Here is a 21,052-nt window from a genome sequence, read left to right on the forward strand (position 1 = left end):
AATTTTAGTTTTATCTACAGCTAAAACAATAAATTCTTTATCTTGGTCATTCCATGAGTTTGTAATAATAGCATCTTTTGTTAGTTCTGATGAAACAAGGTTAGCTAGATCTTCAACGGTATTTTTAGAGATTATAATATTTTTAATGTGAACTTCATTAAAAAATAAATTCAATATATTTGTACTCTGGTTAAAAATTTGTTTCTTTAAATATATTTCTGCTTGTCCTTTAGCTTTCATCTTAGCTACAGCAGTACCGCTTTCGTTTACTTGATAACTGCCCATGGCAAATAACTGTATTTCTTCTTGAATGTTAAAATTAGATCTTTCTATTTCTGTATATGCAGGAGTACCTGTAAAAGTATCTTGAATATTGGTACATGCTCCTAAAGACAGGATCAATCCAGAAAGAAAAATTATCTTTAATTTGTTTTTCATAAAAGCCCCCTAAAAATTTATTGTAAATAAAGTATATAATTCTAATCGGTAAATGTCAATCTCTTTAATGATATAAAAGGGAGAAGATAGAGATACAAAAAAAATGTAAAATAGTGTATAATAACATTTGTAATTATATTGTATATCGATAATTTGTATTTATGGAGTGGGAGAAAAATGCAAAAAAAATGACTTATTCTACAAAAAAGATACTTTTTTTGTTTTGATTAAAAATTAAACAAGAATATATGGTAAAATAACAATAATGACGCAATGGGAAGATTGCAATAATATATAAAATCTAGTAAAATTTACAATAGGCGTAAAAGTCTTATGTTTGGTTTTACTAACTAGGAGGAGTGAAGTTAATGGGTATTTTCTCTATTAATAAAAAAAAATACGCTACATTAAAAATCGAAAAAAAAGCTGAAGAAAAAAGGGTAGAGCCTAAAAGGGTGGAACCTAATATAACAGGGTCAGGATTATGGGTTAAGTGTCCAGGATGTAATGACATAATCTATAAAAAAGATATCAAAAAAAATGACATGAGATGTCCAAATTGTGACAATTACTTTAAAATGAGTGGAAAGCAAAGGATAGAATTATTAATAGATAAGGATACTTTTGAGGAATTTGATATAGATTTATTTACAAAAGATCCTCTTAAATTTCCTGATTATGCAGAAAAAATAGAAAATGCAAAGATAAAAACTAAGTTAAAAGAAGGGGTTATCTCTGGAGTCGGGAAGATATTTGGTATGGAAGTTAGTATAGCTGCCATGGATTTTTCTTTTTTAGGTGGAAGTATGGGAACAGTTGTAGGGGAAAAAATTACTCGCGCAATTGAAAGGGGTATGGAAAGAAAAATACCTGTAATAGTAGTAGCAACTTCTGGTGGTGCTAGGATGCATGAAGGAATTTTATCACTTATGCAGATGGCAAAAACTTCTGCAGCCTTAGATAGGCTTCGTGAAAAGGGAGTACCATTTATATCTATTCCGGTAGATCCAACGACTGGTGGAGTAACTGCATCATTTGCAATGTTAGGAGATGTAATTATAAGTGAACCGAAAGCTCTTATAGGATTTGCAGGACCTAGAGTTATAGAACAGACAATAAAACAAAAATTACCTGAAGGTTTTCAATTAAGTGAATTTGTCCAAGAATGTGGAATGGTTGATATCATTGCGAAGAGGCAAGACTTAAAGAAAACTGTACATAGGGTATTAGACAATTTATTTGGACTATAATTTGGGGGTTAAAAATATGGAATTTGAAAAGAAATTAAAAAATATAGAAACAAAAATAGAAGAATTAAAAGAATTTTCTAAAGAGAAAGAGATAGATTTATCTATTGAGATAGAAAAATTAGAGGCAGAAAAAGAAACCGTGTTAAAAGAAACTTATAAAAATTTGAGTTCATGGGAAAGAGTGTCGGTAGCTAGACATCCAAAGAGACCATATACTTTAGATTATATAGAACATATTGTAGAAGAATTTGAAGAACTACATGGAGATAGATTGTTTAAAGATGATCCGGCTATTGTAGGAGGAATTGGAAAAATAGATGGAAACAGATTTGTAATAATTGGGCACCAAAAAGGTAGAGATATGGAGTCTAATATATATAGAAACTTTGGGATGGCAAATCCTGAAGGATATAGAAAAACTCTACGTCTTATGAAACTAGCAGAAAGATTTAAACTACCTGTATTAACACTAATAGACACAGCAGGAGCATACCCAGGAATAGATGCAGAAAAGCATGGGCAGGGAGAAGCAATAGCTAGAAACCTTATGGAAATGGCTGGTTTATCAACTCAAATTATAGCAATTGTTATTGGAGAAGGTGGATCTGGAGGAGCGTTGGCTCTAGGAGTTGCAGATAAAGTATTTATGCTTGAAAATAGTGTATATTCTGTAATATCGCCAGAAGGATGTGCTGCAATTTTATATAAAGATGCTAGTAGAGCATCACAAGCAGCAAATGATCTTAAAATATCAGCTAACCAATTAATAGAATTGGGAGTAATAGACGATATTATAGTGGAACCTGTAGGGGGAGCTCATAGAGATCATGAAGCTATAGCTAAAAGTTTAAAAGCAAAAGTATTAGAAGCTTATGCAGAAATAAAAGACCTTCCTATTTTAGAATTGAAAGATCTAAGATATGAAAAATTTAGAAAAATGGGTGAAGTAAATCAAGAGGGATAGATAAAGAACCTCTTGTATAATTATAAAATTATTAGAAAATAACCGTAAAAGTTATATTTGAAGGGGTGTTTGGAATATGAAAAAAATAGCCATATTAACAAGTGGAGGAGATGCACCAGGAATGAATGCTGCTATTAGATCAGCGGCAAAGATTGCATTTCACCATGAGATAGAAGTGTTTGGGATAAGAAGAGGTTATAAAGGTATGCTAGATAACGATATCTTTAAGATGACTAGTTCTGATGTAAGTGGAATTATAGATAGGGGAGGAACGGTACTTTTAAGTGCTAGATTACCTGAATTTAAAGACCCAGAAGTAAGAAAAATTGCTGCGGATAATTTAAAAGCTCATGAAATAGAGGGTCTTGTTGTTATCGGTGGAGATGGGTCGTTTCATGGAGCGGATCTTTTATACAAAGAACACGGAATTAAGGTTATTGGAATTCCAGGAACAATAGACAATGATATTATCGGGACAGATTTTACTATTGGATATGATACAACTTTAAATATAATAATAGAAGCTATGGTTAGATTGAGAGATACTGCTACTTCTCATGAAAGAACTTACTTAGTAGAAGTAATGGGAAGAGATGCAGGAGATTTAGCACTATATGCATCATTAGCTGCAGGTGGAGACGGATTCTTCATACCAGAAGCAAACGATTCGGTACAAGATATAGCTGATGTTATAAAAGAGAGAAGAGCTATGGGTAAATTACATGACATTATATTAGTTTCTGAAGGGGTAGGATCTGCCTATGAAATCGGAAAAGAATTAAAGAAAATGGTAGAAACAGAACTTAGAATAACTGTTTTAGGACATATTCAAAGAGGGGGATCACCATCTGCATTTGATAGAGTATTAGCAACTAAAATGGGAGCTAAAGCTGTAAAAGAACTTATGGCAGGAGAAAGTGGAATGATGATTTGTTCTGAGAGTAACAAGATAACTACTAAATTCATTGATTATGCATGGAACGGAATCGTAGATGATACTCAAAAAAGAAAAGATATCGAGTTAGCTCATATTTTAACTAAATAAGATAGTGCTGAGCAGAAGCTCATTCATAATAATTTTTACAAATTCAGGAGGAGAACAATGAAAAAAACAAAAATAGTATGTACCATTGGTCCAAAATCAGAATCAAAGGAAATGTTAACTGACCTTTTAAAGGCTGGAATGAATGTAATGAGATTAAATTTTTCCCATGGGAACTATGTTGAACATGGTGGTAGAATAGATACAATGAGAGAGGTAATAAAGGAAACTGGAATTAAAGCAGCTATTCTTTTAGATACTAAAGGACCTGAGATCAGAACTATCAAATTAGAAGGTGGAAATGACGTAATCTTAGAAGCAGGTCAAGAATTTACAATTACAACTGATGAAACTATCGTTGGAAACAAGGATATAGTAGCAGTTACATATAAAGGATTAACAGAAGATTTAAAAGCTGGAAACACAATCTTATTAGATGATGGTTTAGTAGGACTTACAGTTAAAGAAGTTACTGGAAATAAGGTGATTTGCACCGTAAATAATACTGGAGCTTTAGGAGAAAATAAAGGTGTAAACTTACCAGGTGTTTCTGTTAATTTACCAGCATTATCAGAAAAAGATATCAATGACCTTAAATTTGGTTGCGAACAAGGAGTAGATTTTGTAGCGGCTTCATTTATCAGAAAAGCTGATGATGTAAGAGCAGTAAGAACAGTTTTAGATAGTAATGGTGGAAGTAATATTCAAATTATATCTAAAATAGAAAACCAAGAGGGTGTTGATAACTTTGATGAGATCTTAGAATTATCTAACGCAATCATGGTAGCCAGAGGAGATTTAGGGGTAGAAATACCTGTAGAAGAGGTTCCTTTTGCACAAAAAATGATGATCGACAAATGTAATGAATCTGGAAAAATGGTAATTACAGCTACGCAAATGTTAGATTCAATGATCCAAAATCCAAGACCAACTAGAGCAGAAGCAGGAGACGTAGCCAACGCAATCTTAGATGGTACAGATGCAGTAATGCTTTCTGGAGAAACAGCTAAGGGAAAATATCCTGTAGAAGCTGTGTCAACAATGGCACAAATCTGTAAAAAAACGGATTCAGTAATGGGATATGTTCACCATGATTTCAGAGGAGATATGACTATAACTGAAGCGGTTTCTAAAGGAACTGTAGAGGTAGCAGAAACTTTAAACGCTAAGTTAATTTTTGTAGCAACTGAAACTGGTAGAGCAGCTAGAAATTTAAGAAAATATTTTCCATCAGCACACATAGTAGCACTTACTAATAATGATACTACAGCTAATCAACTTATGCTTACTAAGGGTGTTTATCCAGTAATGAATACAGATTCAGCAATTGATAATGATGTAAGAACTATTGAAGCATTTGCAGAATTTGCACAAATTATATCTAAGAGATATGTAGAAGCTGTAGCAGGAGATGTAGTGGTATTATCTTGTGGAGAAGAGTTATATAAACCAGGAACTACAAACACTTTAAAAGTATTAACTATTAAATAATATATACTTTTCCTTCTTATGAGAAAATATAGGAAAGGATAAAAATATGTCAGAAAAAGGAGCTGAAATTTTTAGCTCCTTTTTTTAACGAGTAATTCTTAAAAAAATTAAAATTTTATCTAAATGTAAAATAGATTACAAAACAATATTTAGCTTTCCTGTATTCTTTATGTAATAAAAAAAAGGGGGATTAATTTATGGTTACAATAAAACTTATTGGAATAATAATAATAATAATAGGATTCTTATTAAAACTAGATACTATTGCTGTTGTTATTGTTGCAGGAATTACAACAGGCTTAGTTTCAGGATTGGATTTTTTTACTATTTTATCTACACTAGGAGAAGCTTTTGTTAAAACTCGATATATGACACTATTTCTTTTAACTCTTTCAGTTGTTGGTATTTTAGAAAGAAATGGTTTGAAAGAAAGAGCTTCTAAATGTATTGGTGATATGAAGTCTATAACCACAGGAAAAGTTTTGACTATGTATATGATTATTAGAACTTTAGCTGCAGCTTTTTCTGTGAGATTAGGAGGGCATGTACAGTTTATAAGACCACTTATCTATCCTATGGCTCAAGGAGCTGGAGAAAAGAAAAATGGTGCTTTATCTGATGATAAAAACGAAACTATCAAAGGAGTTGCTTGTGCTGTTGAAAATTATGGAAACTTCTATGGGCAGAATGTATTTGTAGCCAGTGCAGGAGTTCTATTAGTTGTGGGAACACTTCAGGAATTAGGAATAATTGTAACACCTTATTCTGTTTCCAAAGCTGCTATTCCAGTTGCAATCATTGGATTAATTTTTTCTGTAATACAAAATCATATGTTGGAAAAAAAGATATCTAAAATTGGAGGGGAGAGTAAATGAAAACTATAATTCTTGAAATTATGTATATATTAACAGGTTTAGTCGCAATAGGCACAGGAATATATGCTCTGACAGATAAAGAACATAAAACAAAATTTGGTACAGGAATATTTTGGATCTTGTTTGGATTAATTTTTATTGGAGGGAAAAAAATACCACCTCATATTGTTGGTGGACTTCTAGTATTCATGGGGATTTTGACGGCCTTAAATAGGGTAGGAGCAGGTTCACAAAAGAACTCCTCAGAAGAGTATAGAATTGAAAAAAGTAAAACTATAGGAAACATAATATTTTTTCCAGCATTAGCTATTGGAGTAGTCGCTTTCGCCATTGCTCAATTTACACCTTTAGGAGGGTTAGTTGGTTTAGGTTTAGGGTCTATTATAGCGTTAATTTTAACTCTTATTATAACTAAAGAAAAATTTGAATATGTAGGATATGATAGTTCTAGAATGCTCCAACAAATAGGATCTACAACGATTTTACCACAGCTTTTAGCCGCATTGGGAGCTCTATTTACTTTAGCAGGTGTAGGAGATGTTATAGCCAATTTAATGGGTTCAATTGTTCCTCAAGGTAACATCTTAGCAGGTGTAGTAGTTTATTGTCTTGGGATGGCAATTTTTACTATGATTATGGGAAACGCTTTTGCGGCTTTTGCAGTAATTACAGCAGGAATAGGAATTCCCTTTGTATTTTCTCAAGGAGCAGATCCAGCTATTGCAGGAATATTAGGACTTACAGCAGGATATTGCGGAACTTTACTTACCCCAATGGCTGCCAATTTTAATATTGTTCCGGCAGCAATTATGGATATGAAAAATAAAAATGGAGTTATATTAGCTCAAGCACCTGTTGCAATTGCAATGTTAGTAATTCATATTGTACTTATGTATTTTTGGGCATTTTAAGGAGGAGAGAAAATGAAGTTACTTATTACAGGGTTTGATCCATTTGGAAATGATAGTATAAACCCAGCTTGGGAAGCTGTTAAACTTTTACCATTAAAGATAGAAGGGGTAGAAATTATTAAACTTCAAATCCCTACAGTTTTTAAAGAATCAATTGACATTCTTTTGAAGGGTATAAAAGAACATAAACCGGAAGTTGTAATCTGTGTAGGACAGGCAGGAGGAAGATACGATATTTCTATAGAAAGAGTAGCTATTAATGTGGATGATGCTAGAATAAAAGATAATAAAGGAAATCAACCGATAGACGAACCTGTTTATTCTGATGGAGAGAATGCATATTTTAGCACTCTACCAATAAAAGCTATGGTAGAGGAGATAAAAAAATTAAATATTCCTGCTTCTATATCTAATACTGCTGGAACATTCGTATGTAACCATATAATGTATGGTCTTCTTTACCACATAAATAAGTTTTCTTTGGCAAAAAAAGGAGGATTTATCCATGTGCCTTTTATACCTCAGCAGGTATTAGATAAAAAAAATATGCCCTCTATGAATCTAAAATCTATTGCTAGAGGATTGGAAGCTTCAATTAAAGGAATATATGAAAATAATGAAGATTTAAAGATTTCAGGAGGAAAAGAATTTTAGAATATTTCAAGTGATATATTTTTATATGAAAAAATGGAGGTAGTAAATGAAAATAAAAAGAATATTTGTTTATGGGAGCCTTAAAGAAGGATTCTACAACTATAACAAATTTCTAAAAAATAAAACTATTAATAAAATTTCAGGAGTTTATATCTTAGGTGAGTTATTTCATCTTCCTAATAAAGGTTATCCTGCTGCTATTTCTGGGGAAGAGACTATTATTGGTGAAGTACTTGATATTTTAGATGATGGGAAAATATTTGATGAGATTCATAGGATGGAGGGATTTATATCTTATAAAAACCCAAATAATGAATATAATTTAGAGATGAAAGAAGTTATATTTCCTAACAATAAGAAAGAACTCCTTCCTGTATATATCTATAATTCAACGAAAAAAGAAATTATAGATAATGACTTAGGAGTTTGTATTCTTTCTGGAGATTGGAGTATATATATGTCTAATAAAAATAATAATATGTAGTAAATATATATGAGAATCTCCTATAAGTACTTAGGTAGAGGGAATTGTTTCTTAGAAAAAAATAGTTTTTAATTTTATATAATTTACTATTTATACATTAAGAAAAATCATTTTAAATGCCCAATAAATATAATTGGAATAAATTTATCTCTACCTTTTTTTTATACTTTTTCTATAACTTTTTAATTGAGAAATTGCAAGGATAGTTATAAGTTTTCTTTTGATTGTAATTAATTTTTTATCCTGTAATTTTTTCAAAATATTTGTAACACCTATTCTAGAAATATTTAGTGTATTTCCAATATTTTCATGAGTATATCCAGAAACTTCTACATTTTTTTGTTTTTGTGGATTTCTAGATGTGGCTATTCGAATTAAAAATTCAAGAACTCTTTCTTCAGTCATATAAAATTTATTAAAACTAAGTTGAAAAATAGCCAAGTGATATTTTCTAGACATGCTATGAATAAAATACGAATAAGAGCAAGGGTTCGTTAAAAGAAGTTGATCTATTTTATCTTTATTAATTTTGCATAGTTTTGAATCGGTGACAAAATGAAGAATATAATTTTCTGAGATACCTGAAAATATTTCAAATTCCCCTAAAATTTCTCCAGGACTCAAAGTATAGATTAATTGCTCATTACCACTTTCTTCACAGAGAGAAATTTGAACCTCTCCAGAGGCTAAAATATATATTGAATTTATAATGTCAAGACAGAGGATGTTGTTTTTATGGTAGAAAAAATTTGAACCATAAGGTGTTAAAGTATTTAAAAAAAAGTTTCTCATATTATTTTGTTTCTTTAAATCAAATATTGTAGAGTATTCTTTATTCATGCTTCTCCTTTTGAAGTTAAAAAAAATTTTTGGTTTTAAAATGAAATAAAAATTATTTATCTACTGGTAACTGGAAAATTTATTAATTGAATTTGTGTAAAACTTACACTTTTGGTATCTATCTATGAATATTTTATCTTTAAATTCTAATTTTAACAAGTGTTTTTCTTAAATTAATTTTAAATTTCTTTATGTTAAAAATGAGATTTTTAAGTAATTGGAACCATAGGGTTCTCTATAATAAACTAAGCGAAGGTAAATTAAAATAGGAATTCCTATTAAATCTAGGAATTCCCATGTGAAAAAATATTGATATATATTTGTATAAATCTGTTTATGTAACCTTTTAAAATGTTGGTGCTATAATTCCTTTATACTTATTAATGATAAAGTTTCTTACTTTTTCTGTACGAAGAGCTTTCATTAAAATTTCTACTTTTTTATCTTTTTTATTCTCTGTTTTAACAGCTACTATATTTGCGTAAGGAGAATCTTTTCCTTCTCTCAATATAGCATCATTTACAGGGTCAATTCCAGCATCTAAAGCATAGTTTCCATTGATAAACGCACAGTCTACATCTTGTAGAGATCTAGGTAGTTGAGCTGCATCTAATTCTTTAAAATTTAATTTTTTAGGATTTTCTGTGATATCTAATACTGTAGCTCTTAATCCAGCATTAGGGTCTAATTTGATAAGTCCTGCTTTTTCTAATACGATCAATGCTCTTCCACCATTAGAAGGATCGTTAGGAATGGCAATAGTAGCACCATCTTGTAGATCTTTTAGATCCTTTATCTTATCTGAAAAAAGACTTAGGGGAGAAACAAATACTCCTCCAACAGAACTTAGATCTAATCCTCTATCCTTTGAGAAAGATTCTAAATATGGTAGATGTTGGAAAAAATTAGCATCGATCTCACCGTCATTTAAAGCTTGATTTGGAGTAATATAGTCGGTAAATTCAATAATTTCAAGTTGTATTCCTTCTTTAACTAAATCATCTTTTATAAGAGTTAAAATTTCAGCGTGGGGAGATGGTGAGGCTCCTACTCTAAGTATGTTATTTTCTGTAACCTCTTTTTTTCCACAACCTATAAATACAGCAATAAGTGTTAATAATAATATAATTTTTTTCATAATGTGTTCCTCCTAATATGTACGGGTAATTCATGAATTACCTCAACGTTAATTTCTAATAAATATTTTGTCCTTACTTTCTCTTGGCCGTGATATTGCTAACAATAGTGTTCCCTGTAAATTGTACTATTTGAACCAGTATTATTATACTGATAACCGATATGATCATTATATCTACTTGGAACCTTTGATATCCATATCTGATTGCTACATCTCCTAAACCACCTCCTCCAATGGCTCCTGCCATGGCAGAATATCCAATTAAATTTATTATAGTTAATGTGATGCCGTGAATAAGACTTGGAAGTGCCTCTGGGATCAACACTTTAGTAATAATTTCAAATTTAGATGCTCCTAATGATATAGAAGCTTCGATAATCCCTCTATCGACTTCACTGACGGCTCCTTCGATGATTCTAGCAACAAAGGGAGCAGCGGAGATAGAAAGTGGTACAATACTAGCTGTGGAGCCAATAGTTGTTCCTACGATAAATCGTGATATAGGTAAAACTAAGATCATCAATATAATAAATGGAAAAGACCTTCCTATGTTTATAATAAGATCTAAAATTTTATTTAATTTATTCATAGGCAATATATTTCCAGGTTTGGTGATATATAATAATATTCCTATAGGAATTCCTATGAGGAGGGAAAATATAGCTGAAAATAACACCATATATATAGTTTCGTTAAATGCTGGTAAGAGTAAACTTATAATTTTATCCATTGTATAGCACCTCAATTCCTAATTTATTTTGTTTTAGCCATTCGATACTTTCTAATTGCTTTTCCATATCTCCACTGAGTTCCAACGTGAGAAAACCAACACTTTTAGTTACTAATTTATTGATACTCCCAGCTAAGATACTTATATCTACATCAAATTTTCTAATCAATTGAGAGATAATAGGTTTATCAATAGTCACTCCTATATAGGAAATCTTTACAATTTTTTTGCCTTTCTTTTGAATGAATGCAACTTCTACTTCTTCCTCTGGAATCAGATGTTTTATAAATTCTTGAGTGATAGTCGTTTGAGGATTTGAAAATATATTTGTAACTGCTCCAACTTCTATAACATTCCCTCCATCTAAAACTGCCACTTTATTACATGAATCTCTGATAACTTCCATTTGATGTGTAATAAGGATGATAGTCAGGTTTAATTTTTTTTGTATATCTTTTAATAAGTTTAAGATATTCTTGGTAGTTTTTGGATCTAGTGCACTAGTGGCTTCATCTGAAAGGAGAACTTTTGGGTGGTTGGCTAAAGCTCTAGCAATAGCAACTCTTTGTTTTTGACCTCCAGATAGTTGTGCGGGATAGCTATCTATCTTATCTTCTAATTCTACTAGTTTTAGGAGCTCAATAATTCTAGGTTGGATCTTCTCCTTGGGATAGCTGGCTACCTCTAGAGCAAAAGCGATATTACCTCTTACACTTCTGGAATTCATAAGATTAAAGTGTTGAAAGATCATCCCTGTTTTTTTTCTGTATTCTTGCAACTCAGAATTATTAAAAGCTAGAATATCTTTTTTATCTACTATGATCTCACCGCTAGTTGGTTCTTCTAATCTATTTAGGAGTCTAATAAGAGTTGATTTTCCAGCCCCACTAAGACCGATTATCCCATAGAAATCTCCTTTTTTTATGTCTAAGTTAATATCTTTTAGTGCATCGACTTTGATATTATTACTTGTATAAGTTTTTTTGATGTTTTTAATTTGAATCATAGTTTTATCTCCTTTTAAAATTTTTAATAAAAAAAGCCTGTGGCGTCTACCACAGGCTTTCGTAATTGCTTGAAAGATGTTTGGCAGACTCATGTAATTAATTACAAAATGAGTCTGTCCTTAAATTAAATAATTTAAGTTACAAACTCCTCCACGGCATCATCATCATATTTAATTGTCTGAATTTTAAATTTTTCATAGCAATCTTCCTCGTTTATTATTTTTTTTAGATAATAACATGGTTTTTTGAAGTTGTAAAGAAAAATTTTAAAATAAATACTTTAGTATTGTTTTTTTAGAATCAAAATCAAATAAAGTATTTATTTTTAGTGTTAGACCTCTTCCCATGTTAGCGGAGGTTTCATGATTATTAAAATTAAATATAAAAAAAGTTAATTTTAAATATGAATGAGCAAAGAAACGAACCAAAGAAAAGGAATAAGGTTCTTACTCCTCCTTCTTATGGTTTCTCTCAAAACAGAGAAACCGAAGCAATAATCATTTGATGTTATAGGGGTAAGTAAAAAAAATTTTATTTTTTTAGAGTTGCAGTCTTCATTTCACTGCGTACTCGCAAGGGGTATCCCCAAGACTTCTAAAGATTATTATATAGTCTAAGAATCTTTAGAAAACTTATCTTTTAGGGAGACTAAGTAGAATACTTATTGGGAAACTAGAGAACATTTAGAAAAAGAAAAATATAAGTTTCTTTTAGGTTTTTCATAAAACAAAATAATCGAATGTCAAATAAGAATTTTTTTAAGAATTTGTAATTTTATAAAGCCCATGTTTATCAATCTTAAACTCAAATATATAAATTATATATATCTTCTATTATGGAAATGAATTAAGGTGATCTTTCTATATATGGTAATATATAAATATAAAATATCTATATATAGTAAAAAAGGAGGGATTTGAATTGAATGATTTAATAAGAAAATTAGAATTAAAAAGAAAAGAGTTAAATATTCAATTTAATCCTTCTGATAAATCATGTTATTTTAAAAGAATAGAAAAAAGTATAGAATCTTTAAAAAAGGCATCTATAAAAAAACAAAATAAAATTAACTATAAATTTTCAAAGAAAAAATATAAAACTGTAATTGGAGCAAAATATATTGCTTCTGAAGATTTTTTAAGTGATTCTACTCTTTATTCGGAAAGAGAATATATAAAAGATAAAAACCAAAAACAAAACTTAAAAGACAAGAAATTTAGGGTTACAAAATTAAAAGAACTAAAGAGAAAAGGTGTTAATTCTCAAAAGTTAGGGATATTAGTAGAATATGCCAAAGAAAAAATAGAATGGATTTTACTTGGAGATCTTATTTCTCAGTTATTAGAGGAACCTTTAAACGCTCTAAAGAAATATTTTTATTCTATTCAAAGATCTACCAAATTATTGTTAGGATCTGTTGCATTAGAAGAAAATAGAGTGCTTCTGAATTAGGGATTTTTTTGATAGATATAATAAAATATCAAAAAATAAAATTGGAGGCAAAAAATGTTTAAAAATAAAGAGGAATTAAAATCAATACTTAAACGAATTTCAATTTCGGATAAAGATGTTAGATTTAGTATATCTTATCTTTTTAGAATAAAAATTGATGCGAAATATCTTTTAATTAAAGGTGGAAGAATAGAACAGTATCAACCTATAGGTGGAGTATACAAATATAATGATTTATTTCTATCTAAAATAGAAGAATGGGGAATTATGAATGACGAAGGAAACATACCTTTAGATGATGCAAGTAAGAAAGATTTAAGAGTTAGAGTTCCTAAGAAGTACGTTTCTAAGTTTATAAAATGGTTTGAAAGTAAAAAAGATAGAGAAACTAGTGTATTTAGAGAATTTGAAGAAGAAGTTCTTAATGAAATACCAGAAAAAAGTTATTTATTTTCTAATTCTTTATTTCAACCTAGGTTTATAAGAAGGAATAATAATGGATTAAAGTATTCAAAACATTTTGATTGTTATGAAATACTTATAGCAGATATTTTTGAAATCGTATTAACAAAAGAACAAGAAACTGTTTTAGAAGAACTAGTTTCTAAAAATACTGATTTTATATTAGTTTCAGCAAAAGATATAGAAAGAGATCACTTTATGGAAAATGGGATGTCTTATCGAATAGGAGAACATACAAAAGAAACTTTAGAAAACGGAGGGAAGTAAATGAGAGAACTAGATATAATTTTTGAAGAATTAGCACAAGAGCTTGATATAACTCCTTCATTATTTGAAGTTGCAGAAAAAAGGTATCAATCAGTAGGAAGATGGTTAAATAGAGAAGGATCTTACCTTAATCAATTAGGTATAAACGTTAATATTTTTCTTCAAGGGTCTGCTAAACTTGGAACAATAACAAAACCTATTGATGATACAGATGTTTATGATATCGATGCTGTTTGTGAATTGGTAAATGTTTCTAAAAAAAATTCTACTCAAAAACAAGTTAAAGATACACTAGGAAAAGACATTATAGCTTATGCCATATCTAAAGATATGAACGAAGAGCCAAAAAATGGTAAAAGATGTTGAACTTTAACCTATCATAAAGAAGCTAAATTTCATATGGATTTTCTTCCTGCTTTACCAGATGGAAATAGTTTTGGGTTAATATTGGAATCTCGCAACCTTAGAGCAGATAACAAAGAAACAACTTTAGCAATAACAGATAAGACGTCTGAATTTTACGATCAACTTACATTAAATTGGGAAGTGAGTAATCCATTAGGGTATTTTGAGTGGTTCAAGGGGAGAATGAAAGAACGTTATAATATAAGAAAAAATGCTATCGCAGAAAGCTATAAAATTGATATTGAGGATGTTCCAGATTACAAAATAAAAACATCATTACAAAAAGCAATACAAATATTGAAAAGACATAGAGATATTTATTTTAAAGATAATCTAGAAAAAAGAGTAAGTTCAGTAATTATATCAACGTTAGCAGCTCATGCTTATAATGGCAACTCTTCTTTAACAGAAACTCTTTTAGAGTTAACTAAAAACATGAAGACCTATATAATAAAAACAGGTAATGAATATCAAATAACAAATCCCGTTAATCCTGTGGAAAATTTTGCAGATAAATGGAATAATAACGATGATTTAGCTATAGCTTTTAGGAATTGGATAAAACTCGCTCATCAAGATATTATAGATATAATAAATGGTGAGGATAATATTTTTGAAAATATTGAGATAAAGGATAAATATATAGAAAAATTTGGAAAAAAATCTTTTAATAATGCTTTTGGAAAAAGTTTGAAAAAATATGAAGAAAAGTTTGGGAAGAAATCTGGAATTATTGCAGGAACAACAGCTATTTCTCGTGTAAGTAAACCATATGGTGGTGATTGCCATAATTAAACCAAAAAAAAATGGAATAGTTATCAATTTTGAAGAAAAAAGTGAATTGCATAATAAAGGGTTCCAGATATTGGAATCCTCTAAAAAAGTTATTTTAACTGGAGTAGTTAAAATAGATCTAAACTATGATGCTGGTGATAGATACTATATTATAAAAAATAAAGAGTTTGAAGTTAAAATAACAATAGATAAAACAAATAAAAGTCTTCCTGAGGTTATTGAAACCTCAAAGAAAGTAGACAGTAATTATCATAAATTCAGAAAAGGTAATCTCTGTTTAGGAAGTTCAATAGAACTTTGGCAAGGATATATTGCGAGTAATAAATCTATAACTAAATATATAGATCAATTTATTATTCCATATTTCTTTAGATATTGTTGTATAAAAGAATATGGTGATTTTCCAGTAGGAGAATATTCTCATGGAGATGGTATAAGAGAAGCTTATGAAGATATATTAGGAATAAAAGAAAAAGATAAGATTATATCTATTCTTGAATTTTATTTAGGAAATAAAAATATGTTATGTCCATGTGGAAGTGGTTTAAAGTTTAGAGAATGCCACTATAGTCAAATTCATTTAAAACTTAGTAAAGTTTCTAAACAAGTATTAAAAAAAGATATGAAAACTTTGAAAAAATTAAAGAGTAAAAAGTTTTATAAAAAGTTTATATAAATAGAAACAGGAGAATAATATTTAAATTTTAAATTTTTTCTTATATCTAAACTAAATTTTTTTATTAAAGGGATTTATAACATGTCAGCCATGCTTAATAGTTTACCATGCGTACTAGGGCTGATTTTTTTTGAATAATTATAGTCAAAATTAGATAAAATAAAATCTGATGGTTAATACCCTAAGAAAGCTATCTATATGGGGATAATAACTCCTAATAAATTAAAATATTTAATAGAAATTCCTAAGATCTAGATTTAAAAATCTAGGTCTTTTTATATGTGTAGAAAAGTAAAAATAACAGAAATTATATAACTCTCAATTATATATATTTATATGATATAATTACATTAAATATTAATAACAAAAAAGTATAAACAGGAGGCAAAATGAAACTAACAGATATTTTTGAACATTTTAAACCCCATAAGAAATTATTTATCTTGGATTTTTCAAGTGCATTTTTTATGGCAATGATAGACCTAGCATTTCCAGTATTTACCCAGAGGATAATAGATGTGGAACTGCCAAATAAAAATTATAAATTTTTTCTGATTTTGATATCAATATTAGTAGTACTCCAAGGGATAAGAGCTATCTTAGCCTATATAGTAACCTATTATGGACATAAGATGGGAGTCAATATAAGGTATGACATGAGAAATAAATTATTTCGTCATCTGCAAAAATTATCATTATCTTATTATGATAATGCCAAAACTGGAACGATAATGTCCAGAGTTATGGGAGATCTTGAGATCTTGTCTGAATTAGCCCATCACGGTCCTGAAGATCTATTTATAATAATAGTTACCTTTATAGGATCATTTATTTTGATGATAAATTTAAATATTACTCTAACTCTAGTGGTATTTTCAATCTTGCCTTTTTATATTTATTTTGTGATAAAAGAAAATAAAAAAATGAAGAGAGCTTTTAAAGATTATAGAGTTGTATCGGCAGAAGTAAACTCTCATTTAGAGGATAGTATAGCAGGAATTAGAGTTGTAAAAGCATTTGGAAATGAAAAAACAAGTTCAAAAAACTTTGACAAATATAATAAAAGTGTGGCGGACAGTCTTATGAAAGCCTTTGAACCCATAAGTATATTGACCAGTGCAACAGGAGTATTTTCTGGAGGAATCCAAATTATAATCTTAGTTTTAGGTGGAACCATGGTAATAAAAGGTCAATTAACAGTCGGTATATTGATTGCATTTTTACTCTTTGTAAATAGGTTTTTAGATCCAATTAAGAGAATTATTTCATTTTTAGAGATGTATCAGCAAGGGACTGTAGGTTATGAAAGATTTTGTGAAGTTATGAATATCGATCCAGATATAAAAGACAGTGAAGGTGCTCAAAATTTAGAAAATATTTTTGGAAACCTAGGATTTAAATCTGTAGATTTTTCATATAATGATGGAGAGATAATATTAAAAAATTTCAATTTAGATATAAAAGCCGGAGAAAAAGTGGCTTTAGTTGGTCCTAGTGGAGCAGGGAAATCTACAATTTGTAGTTTATTACCTAGATTTTATGATGTAAGCCGTGGTCAGATTACCATAGATGGTGTAGATGTTAAGAAAATAACACAGAATTCGCTTAGAAAAAATATAGGGATCGTTCAGCAGGATGTATATTTATTTCATGGAAGTATAGGAGACAATATTGGTCTAGGAAAAATTGACGCTACTCAAGATGAGATAAAAAGTGCCGCAAAAATGGCCAATGCTCTAGAATTTATAAATGAATTACCTGATGGAATGGATACCTTGGTAGGAGAAAGAGGAGTCAAACTATCTGGTGGACAAAAACAAAGAATATCTATAGCTCGAATATTTTTAAAAAATCCAAAGATTTTAATATTGGATGAAGCAACTAGTGCTCTAGATAATCAAACTGAAAAATATATCCAAGATTCTTTGGCTAAATTATCAGTTGGAAGAACAACTCTTACTATAGCTCATAGATTAACAACTATAAAAAATTCAGATAATATAATCTACTTAGATAAAGAGGGAATCCAAGAAGAAGGAACTCATGAAGAACTTATAGGGAAAAAGGGAAAATATGAAAAATTGTATAACTCAGAATTTCATGGATTTGTATGATATAATTTAGATAGAACCTTGTTCACAAAGAGAATGAAAAAAGGAGAGAGATTATGAGTATATTAGATATAATTAAAGATACGAATATTACCTTTGAACAGAGGGTATTGGGATTGGCCCGTGCTGCAGAAAATACTTTAGATGTATTAGAAATGACAGATTATGTAAAAGAATATAGAGAAGCAGGAATTATATGTGATTTATTTGAGGGAAATGCACCATATAGACCGAGATATATCTTACCTGATTACGATAAATTTATGAAAGGTGGGTGTGAATTTTTAAATATTACATCTCCTACAGATATTTGGGAAGCAACAAATAATCTATTGATGTTTTATAAACATGTACCTTCTATAACAACTATGCCAGTATACCTAGGAAATATAGATTACCTTTTGGAAAAATTTGTGACAGATGAAAATGAAGGCGAATGTTATAGAGCTATAAAATTATTTTTAAAGCATATAGATACGACTATTACAGATTCGTTTTGCCATGCTAACATAGGACCACGTGAAACAAAAGCAGGGATGTTAATATTAAAAGCAATGAGGGAGTTAGAATTACCTACTCCTAATTTGACATTAAAATATAGTGAAGAAACTACCAATAAATTAGCTATCGAATCGATCAATACAGCTTTGGTTACAGCGAAACCTAGTTTTGCCAAAGATAGTATGTATAGGGAAGATTTTGGTGGAAATGAATACGGGATAGTAAGTTGCTATAACGGTTTAGAAGTAGGTGGAGGAGCTCATACATTAGTACGGGTGAGATTGGGAAGACTAGCTGAAAAAGCTAGTAATAAAGCTGATTTCATGGAAAATGTTTTACCAAAAGTAGCCCATGAGATGCTTGGGTACATAGATGAAAGAATTAGATTCATATTGGAAGAATCGGTGTTTTTTCAAGTTAATTTCTTAGTAGCAGAAGGGTTTATAAAAAAAGAAAAATTTACAGGACTCTTTGGAATGGTTGGATTAGCAGAATGTGTAAATCATCTGATGGAACTAGAAGGAAACACTGGTAGATTTGGTAGTAATGATCTAGCCAATGAATTAGGAGAAGATATAGTAAAAGTTCTTACAAAAATAATAAAAGCCCATAGATGTAAATATTTTGAGAGTGAAGATAAAAAACATCTTTTACATTCTCAGGTAGGGATTGAAACTGATGCTGGAGAAAGTCCCGGGTGTAGAATACCAATTGGTGAGGAACCAGAAATATTTGATCTTATAGTACAAGCTGCACCATTTCATAAATATTTTGCCAGTGGACTAGGAGATATATATTCATTTGATGAAACATATAAAAAGAATCCTCAGGCTATATTAGATATAATAAATGGTGGATTTAATATGGGACTTAGATTTTTTTCTATGTATGGTAGTGACTGTGATGTAGTCAGAGTTACTGGGTATTTAGTAAAAAGATCAGAAATGAAAAAATTAGACGAAGGGAAAGTAGTTTTAAGAGATACTACTATTTTGGGAAAAGGTGCTAGAGATAATGGAAGGGTATTGCAGAGGAAATTAAGAAAAAAATAATGATAAAAAAAGACTAGTTACGAATTACACTAATTATCACGAAATAAGGAGTAAACTTATAATCGTATATCTTTCGTGTAATTCGTGACTAAAAAAAAGGGTTGAAATTTGGCAAAAAGAGGTCTGTTCATGAAAAAGGCAAAAATAAACAAGATAATAAAATTTTCCAATGTAGATGGTCCAGGGAATAGGATGAGTATATTTTTTCAAGGATGTAACTATAATTGCCTGTACTGTCACAATCCAGAGACTATAAATAAGTGCAATTCTTGTGGAATTTGTATAGATAGCTGTCCTGTAGGAGCACTGACTATGGTAGACTCAAAGGTTTGCTGGGATAAAAAACTCTGTGTAGAATGTGATAGGTGTACAGAGGTTTGTATGATAAATTCATCTCCTAAAACTATAGATTATAGTGTAGAAGAACTTTTAGAGGAGATAAAGAAAGTCAGTGGTTTTATCCGTGGAATAACTGTAAGTGGTGGAGAAGCTACTCTAAGTTATAAATTTATAACAAAATTATTTAAAGAGGTTAAAAAATTAGGGTTGACTACATTTGTAGATACCAATGGATCTCTAGATATGAGTGAGAATATCTATAGTGAATTTATACAAGCTACAGATAAATTTATGGTAGATATGAAAGTGTGGGACGAAAAAGCTCATAATAATCTTACAGGTATTGATAATTTTATTGTAAAAAAAAATATAGAGTTTCTAGGCGATTTAGGTAAGCTATATGAAGTGAGAACAGTGGTTGTACCTAAACTACTAGATAATATAGAAACTGTTACTGAGGTATCACGTTTGATAAGTGAAATAAATACTAGAAATCAACTAGATAAAAATGTTATTTATAAACTTATAAAATATAGACATATAGGTGTAAGAAAAGAAGTTCTAGAGGGGAAGCTCTTAGAAATATCAAGTCCTGTAGATAAGATGATGGATGAGTTATCTCTTCTTGCAAGAAGGAATGGTGTACAAAAAGTAATTATAATCTGATTGACATATAATAACAGATATGGTAAAATTATCTAGTTAAAAATCGGATATTCCTCTGTAACCTGTATGCGTTATTAAGAATGTCTTAGAACTTAGGAGGAACAAAAAAATGAAAGAAAAATTAATCATGTTAGTAGAAAAAGATTACATCAGAACTGACTTACCTGAATTTAAAGCTGGAGATACTTTAAACGTAGCTTTAAAAGTTAAAGAGGGAGAAAAAGAAAGAATCCAACATTTCGAAGGTGTAGTAATCAGAGTAAATGGTGGAGGAATTGCTAAGACTTTCACAATTAGAAAAGTAACTGCTGGATTTGGAGTAGAGAGAATATTACCTGTTAACTCACCAATGATCGACAGTATTGAAGTTAAGAGAATCGGAAAAGTTAGAAGAGCAAGATTATTCTACCTTAGAGGATTATCTGGTAAGAAAGCTAGAATCACTGAACTTAGAAAGTAATTATAATTGTAAAAGCATCGAGGAAACTCGATGCTTTTTTTA

22 protein-coding genes are annotated in these 21,052 nt (G+C 29.8%); 17 read left to right on the plus strand and 5 right to left on the minus strand.

Annotated elements, in window-relative coordinates; genetic code table 11:
- On the minus strand, window positions 1-438 hold a 438-nt coding region (locus WBG30_RS03245; protein ID WP_424503210.1), incomplete at its 3' end, for a hypothetical protein.
- Between the two features lie 368 nt (window positions 439-806).
- On the opposite strand from WBG30_RS03245, the gene accD reads away from it, so the two are divergent.
- The 8 genes from accD (at window position 807) to WBG30_RS03285 (ending at window position 8,109) form a co-directional block, all read left to right on the plus strand.
- The gene (gene accD / locus WBG30_RS03250) at window positions 807-1,688 is read left to right on the plus strand and encodes an acetyl-CoA carboxylase, carboxyltransferase subunit beta (protein WP_424503211.1); all 882 of its coding nucleotides are present in this window, start codon (window positions 807-809) and stop codon (window positions 1,686-1,688) included.
- A 16-nt stretch (window positions 1,689-1,704) separates the two neighbouring features.
- Window positions 1,705-2,652: an acetyl-CoA carboxylase carboxyltransferase subunit alpha gene (locus tag WBG30_RS03255; protein ID WP_424503212.1), complete on the plus strand. Its 948-nt coding sequence runs from the start codon at window positions 1,705-1,707 to the stop codon at window positions 2,650-2,652.
- Window positions 2,653-2,728: 76 nt separating this feature from the next.
- Entirely contained in the window at window positions 2,729-3,697 is a 969-nt protein-coding gene (pfkA, locus tag WBG30_RS03260) for a 6-phosphofructokinase (RefSeq protein WP_424503213.1), read from the plus strand.
- A gap of 57 nt (window positions 3,698-3,754) precedes the next feature.
- Window positions 3,755-5,185, plus strand: coding sequence for a pyruvate kinase PykF (pykF, locus tag WBG30_RS03265; protein WP_424503214.1), 1,431 nt, complete (start codon window positions 3,755-3,757; stop codon window positions 5,183-5,185).
- Window positions 5,186-5,382: 197 nt separating this feature from the next.
- Window positions 5,383-6,060, plus strand: a complete 678-nt coding sequence (locus WBG30_RS03270; protein ID WP_424503215.1) for a DUF969 domain-containing protein — start codon at window positions 5,383-5,385, stop codon at window positions 6,058-6,060.
- Entirely contained in the window at window positions 6,057-6,971 is a 915-nt protein-coding gene (locus WBG30_RS03275; RefSeq protein WP_424503216.1) for a DUF979 domain-containing protein, read from the plus strand. Before WBG30_RS03270 ends, WBG30_RS03275 begins: the two co-directional genes overlap by 4 nt.
- Before the next feature lie 12 nt (window positions 6,972-6,983).
- Entirely contained in the window at window positions 6,984-7,625 is a 642-nt protein-coding gene (gene pcp / locus WBG30_RS03280) for a pyroglutamyl-peptidase I (protein WP_424503217.1), read from the plus strand.
- Between the two features lie 46 nt (window positions 7,626-7,671).
- Window positions 7,672-8,109: a gamma-glutamylcyclotransferase family protein gene (locus WBG30_RS03285; RefSeq protein WP_424503218.1), complete on the plus strand. Its 438-nt coding sequence runs from the start codon at window positions 7,672-7,674 to the stop codon at window positions 8,107-8,109.
- Between the two features lie 150 nt (window positions 8,110-8,259).
- On the opposite strand, the gene WBG30_RS03290 is transcribed toward WBG30_RS03285, so the two are convergent.
- From WBG30_RS03290 to WBG30_RS03305, 4 genes are all read right to left on the minus strand, one after another.
- Window positions 8,260-8,949 (minus strand): Crp/Fnr family transcriptional regulator, encoded by a 690-nt coding sequence (locus tag WBG30_RS03290; protein WP_424503219.1) that lies wholly within the window; start codon window positions 8,947-8,949, stop codon window positions 8,260-8,262.
- Between the two features lie 346 nt (window positions 8,950-9,295).
- Entirely contained in the window at window positions 9,296-10,087 is a 792-nt protein-coding gene (locus tag WBG30_RS03295; protein ID WP_424503220.1) for a MetQ/NlpA family ABC transporter substrate-binding protein, read from the minus strand.
- A gap of 73 nt (window positions 10,088-10,160) precedes the next feature.
- Window positions 10,161-10,817, minus strand: a complete 657-nt coding sequence (locus WBG30_RS03300) for a methionine ABC transporter permease (protein ID WP_424503221.1) — start codon at window positions 10,815-10,817, stop codon at window positions 10,161-10,163.
- A complete protein-coding gene (locus WBG30_RS03305; protein WP_424503222.1) occupies window positions 10,810-11,823 on the minus strand; it encodes a methionine ABC transporter ATP-binding protein in 1,014 nt (337 codons plus the stop codon). Before WBG30_RS03305 ends, WBG30_RS03300 begins: the two co-directional genes overlap by 8 nt.
- A 922-nt stretch (window positions 11,824-12,745) precedes the next feature.
- Here WBG30_RS03305 and WBG30_RS03310 point away from each other — a divergent pair.
- The 9 genes from WBG30_RS03310 to rplS all read left to right on the plus strand — a co-directional run bounded on the left by WBG30_RS03310 (window position 12,746) and on the right by rplS (window position 21,010).
- Window positions 12,746-13,276 carry a hypothetical protein gene (locus tag WBG30_RS03310; protein WP_424503223.1) on the plus strand — a complete coding sequence of 177 codons (531 nt, stop codon included), beginning with the start codon at window positions 12,746-12,748 and terminating at the stop codon, window positions 13,274-13,276.
- Between the two features lie 54 nt (window positions 13,277-13,330).
- Complete coding sequence (locus WBG30_RS03315; protein WP_424503224.1) at window positions 13,331-14,005, plus strand: hypothetical protein; 675 nt, start codon at window positions 13,331-13,333, stop codon at window positions 14,003-14,005.
- Entirely contained in the window at window positions 14,006-14,371 is a 366-nt protein-coding gene (locus tag WBG30_RS03320) for a cyclic GMP-AMP synthase DncV-like nucleotidyltransferase (RefSeq protein WP_424503225.1), read from the plus strand.
- 33 nt (window positions 14,372-14,404) lie between these two features.
- Window positions 14,405-15,205 (plus strand): hypothetical protein, encoded by an 801-nt coding sequence (locus WBG30_RS03325; protein WP_424503226.1) that lies wholly within the window; start codon window positions 14,405-14,407, stop codon window positions 15,203-15,205.
- Window positions 15,183-15,881 carry an SEC-C metal-binding domain-containing protein gene (locus WBG30_RS03330; RefSeq protein ID WP_424503227.1) on the plus strand — a complete coding sequence of 233 codons (699 nt, stop codon included), beginning with the start codon at window positions 15,183-15,185 and terminating at the stop codon, window positions 15,879-15,881. The genes WBG30_RS03325 and WBG30_RS03330 overlap by 23 nt, the downstream gene beginning before the upstream one ends.
- A gap of 389 nt (window positions 15,882-16,270) precedes the next feature.
- On the plus strand, window positions 16,271-17,995 hold the full coding sequence (locus WBG30_RS03335) for an ABC transporter ATP-binding protein (RefSeq protein ID WP_424503228.1): 1,725 nt from the start codon (window positions 16,271-16,273) through the stop codon (window positions 17,993-17,995).
- A gap of 53 nt (window positions 17,996-18,048) precedes the next feature.
- The gene (locus WBG30_RS03340; protein ID WP_424503229.1) at window positions 18,049-19,545 is read left to right on the plus strand and encodes a YjjI family glycine radical enzyme; all 1,497 of its coding nucleotides are present in this window, start codon (window positions 18,049-18,051) and stop codon (window positions 19,543-19,545) included.
- 129 nt (window positions 19,546-19,674) lie between these two features.
- Window positions 19,675-20,550 (plus strand): YjjW family glycine radical enzyme activase, encoded by an 876-nt coding sequence (locus tag WBG30_RS03345; RefSeq protein WP_424503230.1) that lies wholly within the window; start codon window positions 19,675-19,677, stop codon window positions 20,548-20,550.
- A 109-nt stretch (window positions 20,551-20,659) separates the two neighbouring features.
- Window positions 20,660-21,010, plus strand: a complete 351-nt coding sequence (gene rplS / locus WBG30_RS03350) for a 50S ribosomal protein L19 (RefSeq protein WP_424503231.1) — start codon at window positions 20,660-20,662, stop codon at window positions 21,008-21,010.
- The last annotated feature ends 42 nt before the right edge of the window (window positions 21,011-21,052 follow it).

Origin of the sequence: Psychrilyobacter sp., assembly GCF_049671765.1 — a bacterium.
In the GTDB taxonomy this organism is placed as follows: domain Bacteria; phylum Fusobacteriota; class Fusobacteriia; order Fusobacteriales; family Fusobacteriaceae; genus Psychrilyobacter.

Excerpts from the sequence above, each read along its gene's own strand:
- pfkA (WP_424503213.1), top strand. The coding sequence starts at position 2,729 with ATGAAAAAAATAGCCATATTAACAAGTGGAGGAGATGCACCAGGAATG.
- WBG30_RS03305 (WP_424503222.1), bottom strand. The coding sequence starts at position 11,823 with ATGATTCAAATTAAAAACATCAAAAAAACTTATACAAGTAATAATATC.
- pcp (WP_424503217.1), top strand. The coding sequence starts at position 6,984 with ATGAAGTTACTTATTACAGGGTTTGATCCATTTGGAAATGATAGTATA.
- WBG30_RS03275 (WP_424503216.1), top strand. The coding sequence starts at position 6,057 with ATGAAAACTATAATTCTTGAAATTATGTATATATTAACAGGTTTAGTC.
- WBG30_RS03255 (WP_424503212.1), top strand. The coding sequence starts at position 1,705 with ATGGAATTTGAAAAGAAATTAAAAAATATAGAAACAAAAATAGAAGAA.
- WBG30_RS03320 (WP_424503225.1), top strand. The coding sequence starts at position 14,006 with ATGAGAGAACTAGATATAATTTTTGAAGAATTAGCACAAGAGCTTGAT.
- accD (WP_424503211.1), top strand. The coding sequence starts at position 807 with ATGGGTATTTTCTCTATTAATAAAAAAAAATACGCTACATTAAAAATC.
- WBG30_RS03335 (WP_424503228.1), top strand. The coding sequence starts at position 16,271 with ATGAAACTAACAGATATTTTTGAACATTTTAAACCCCATAAGAAATTA.
- WBG30_RS03340 (WP_424503229.1), top strand. The coding sequence starts at position 18,049 with ATGAGTATATTAGATATAATTAAAGATACGAATATTACCTTTGAACAG.
- WBG30_RS03290 (WP_424503219.1), bottom strand. The coding sequence starts at position 8,949 with ATGAATAAAGAATACTCTACAATATTTGATTTAAAGAAACAAAATAAT.
- WBG30_RS03300 (WP_424503221.1), bottom strand. The coding sequence starts at position 10,817 with ATGGATAAAATTATAAGTTTACTCTTACCAGCATTTAACGAAACTATA.
- WBG30_RS03325 (WP_424503226.1), top strand. The coding sequence starts at position 14,405 with ATGGATTTTCTTCCTGCTTTACCAGATGGAAATAGTTTTGGGTTAATA.
- pykF (WP_424503214.1), top strand. The coding sequence starts at position 3,755 with ATGAAAAAAACAAAAATAGTATGTACCATTGGTCCAAAATCAGAATCA.
- WBG30_RS03270 (WP_424503215.1), top strand. The coding sequence starts at position 5,383 with ATGGTTACAATAAAACTTATTGGAATAATAATAATAATAATAGGATTC.
- WBG30_RS03295 (WP_424503220.1), bottom strand. The coding sequence starts at position 10,087 with ATGAAAAAAATTATATTATTATTAACACTTATTGCTGTATTTATAGGT.
- WBG30_RS03315 (WP_424503224.1), top strand. The coding sequence starts at position 13,331 with ATGTTTAAAAATAAAGAGGAATTAAAATCAATACTTAAACGAATTTCA.
- WBG30_RS03330 (WP_424503227.1), top strand. The coding sequence starts at position 15,183 with ATGGTGGTGATTGCCATAATTAAACCAAAAAAAAATGGAATAGTTATC.
- rplS (WP_424503231.1), top strand. The coding sequence starts at position 20,660 with ATGAAAGAAAAATTAATCATGTTAGTAGAAAAAGATTACATCAGAACT.
- WBG30_RS03345 (WP_424503230.1), top strand. The coding sequence starts at position 19,675 with ATGAAAAAGGCAAAAATAAACAAGATAATAAAATTTTCCAATGTAGAT.
- WBG30_RS03285 (WP_424503218.1), top strand. The coding sequence starts at position 7,672 with ATGAAAATAAAAAGAATATTTGTTTATGGGAGCCTTAAAGAAGGATTC.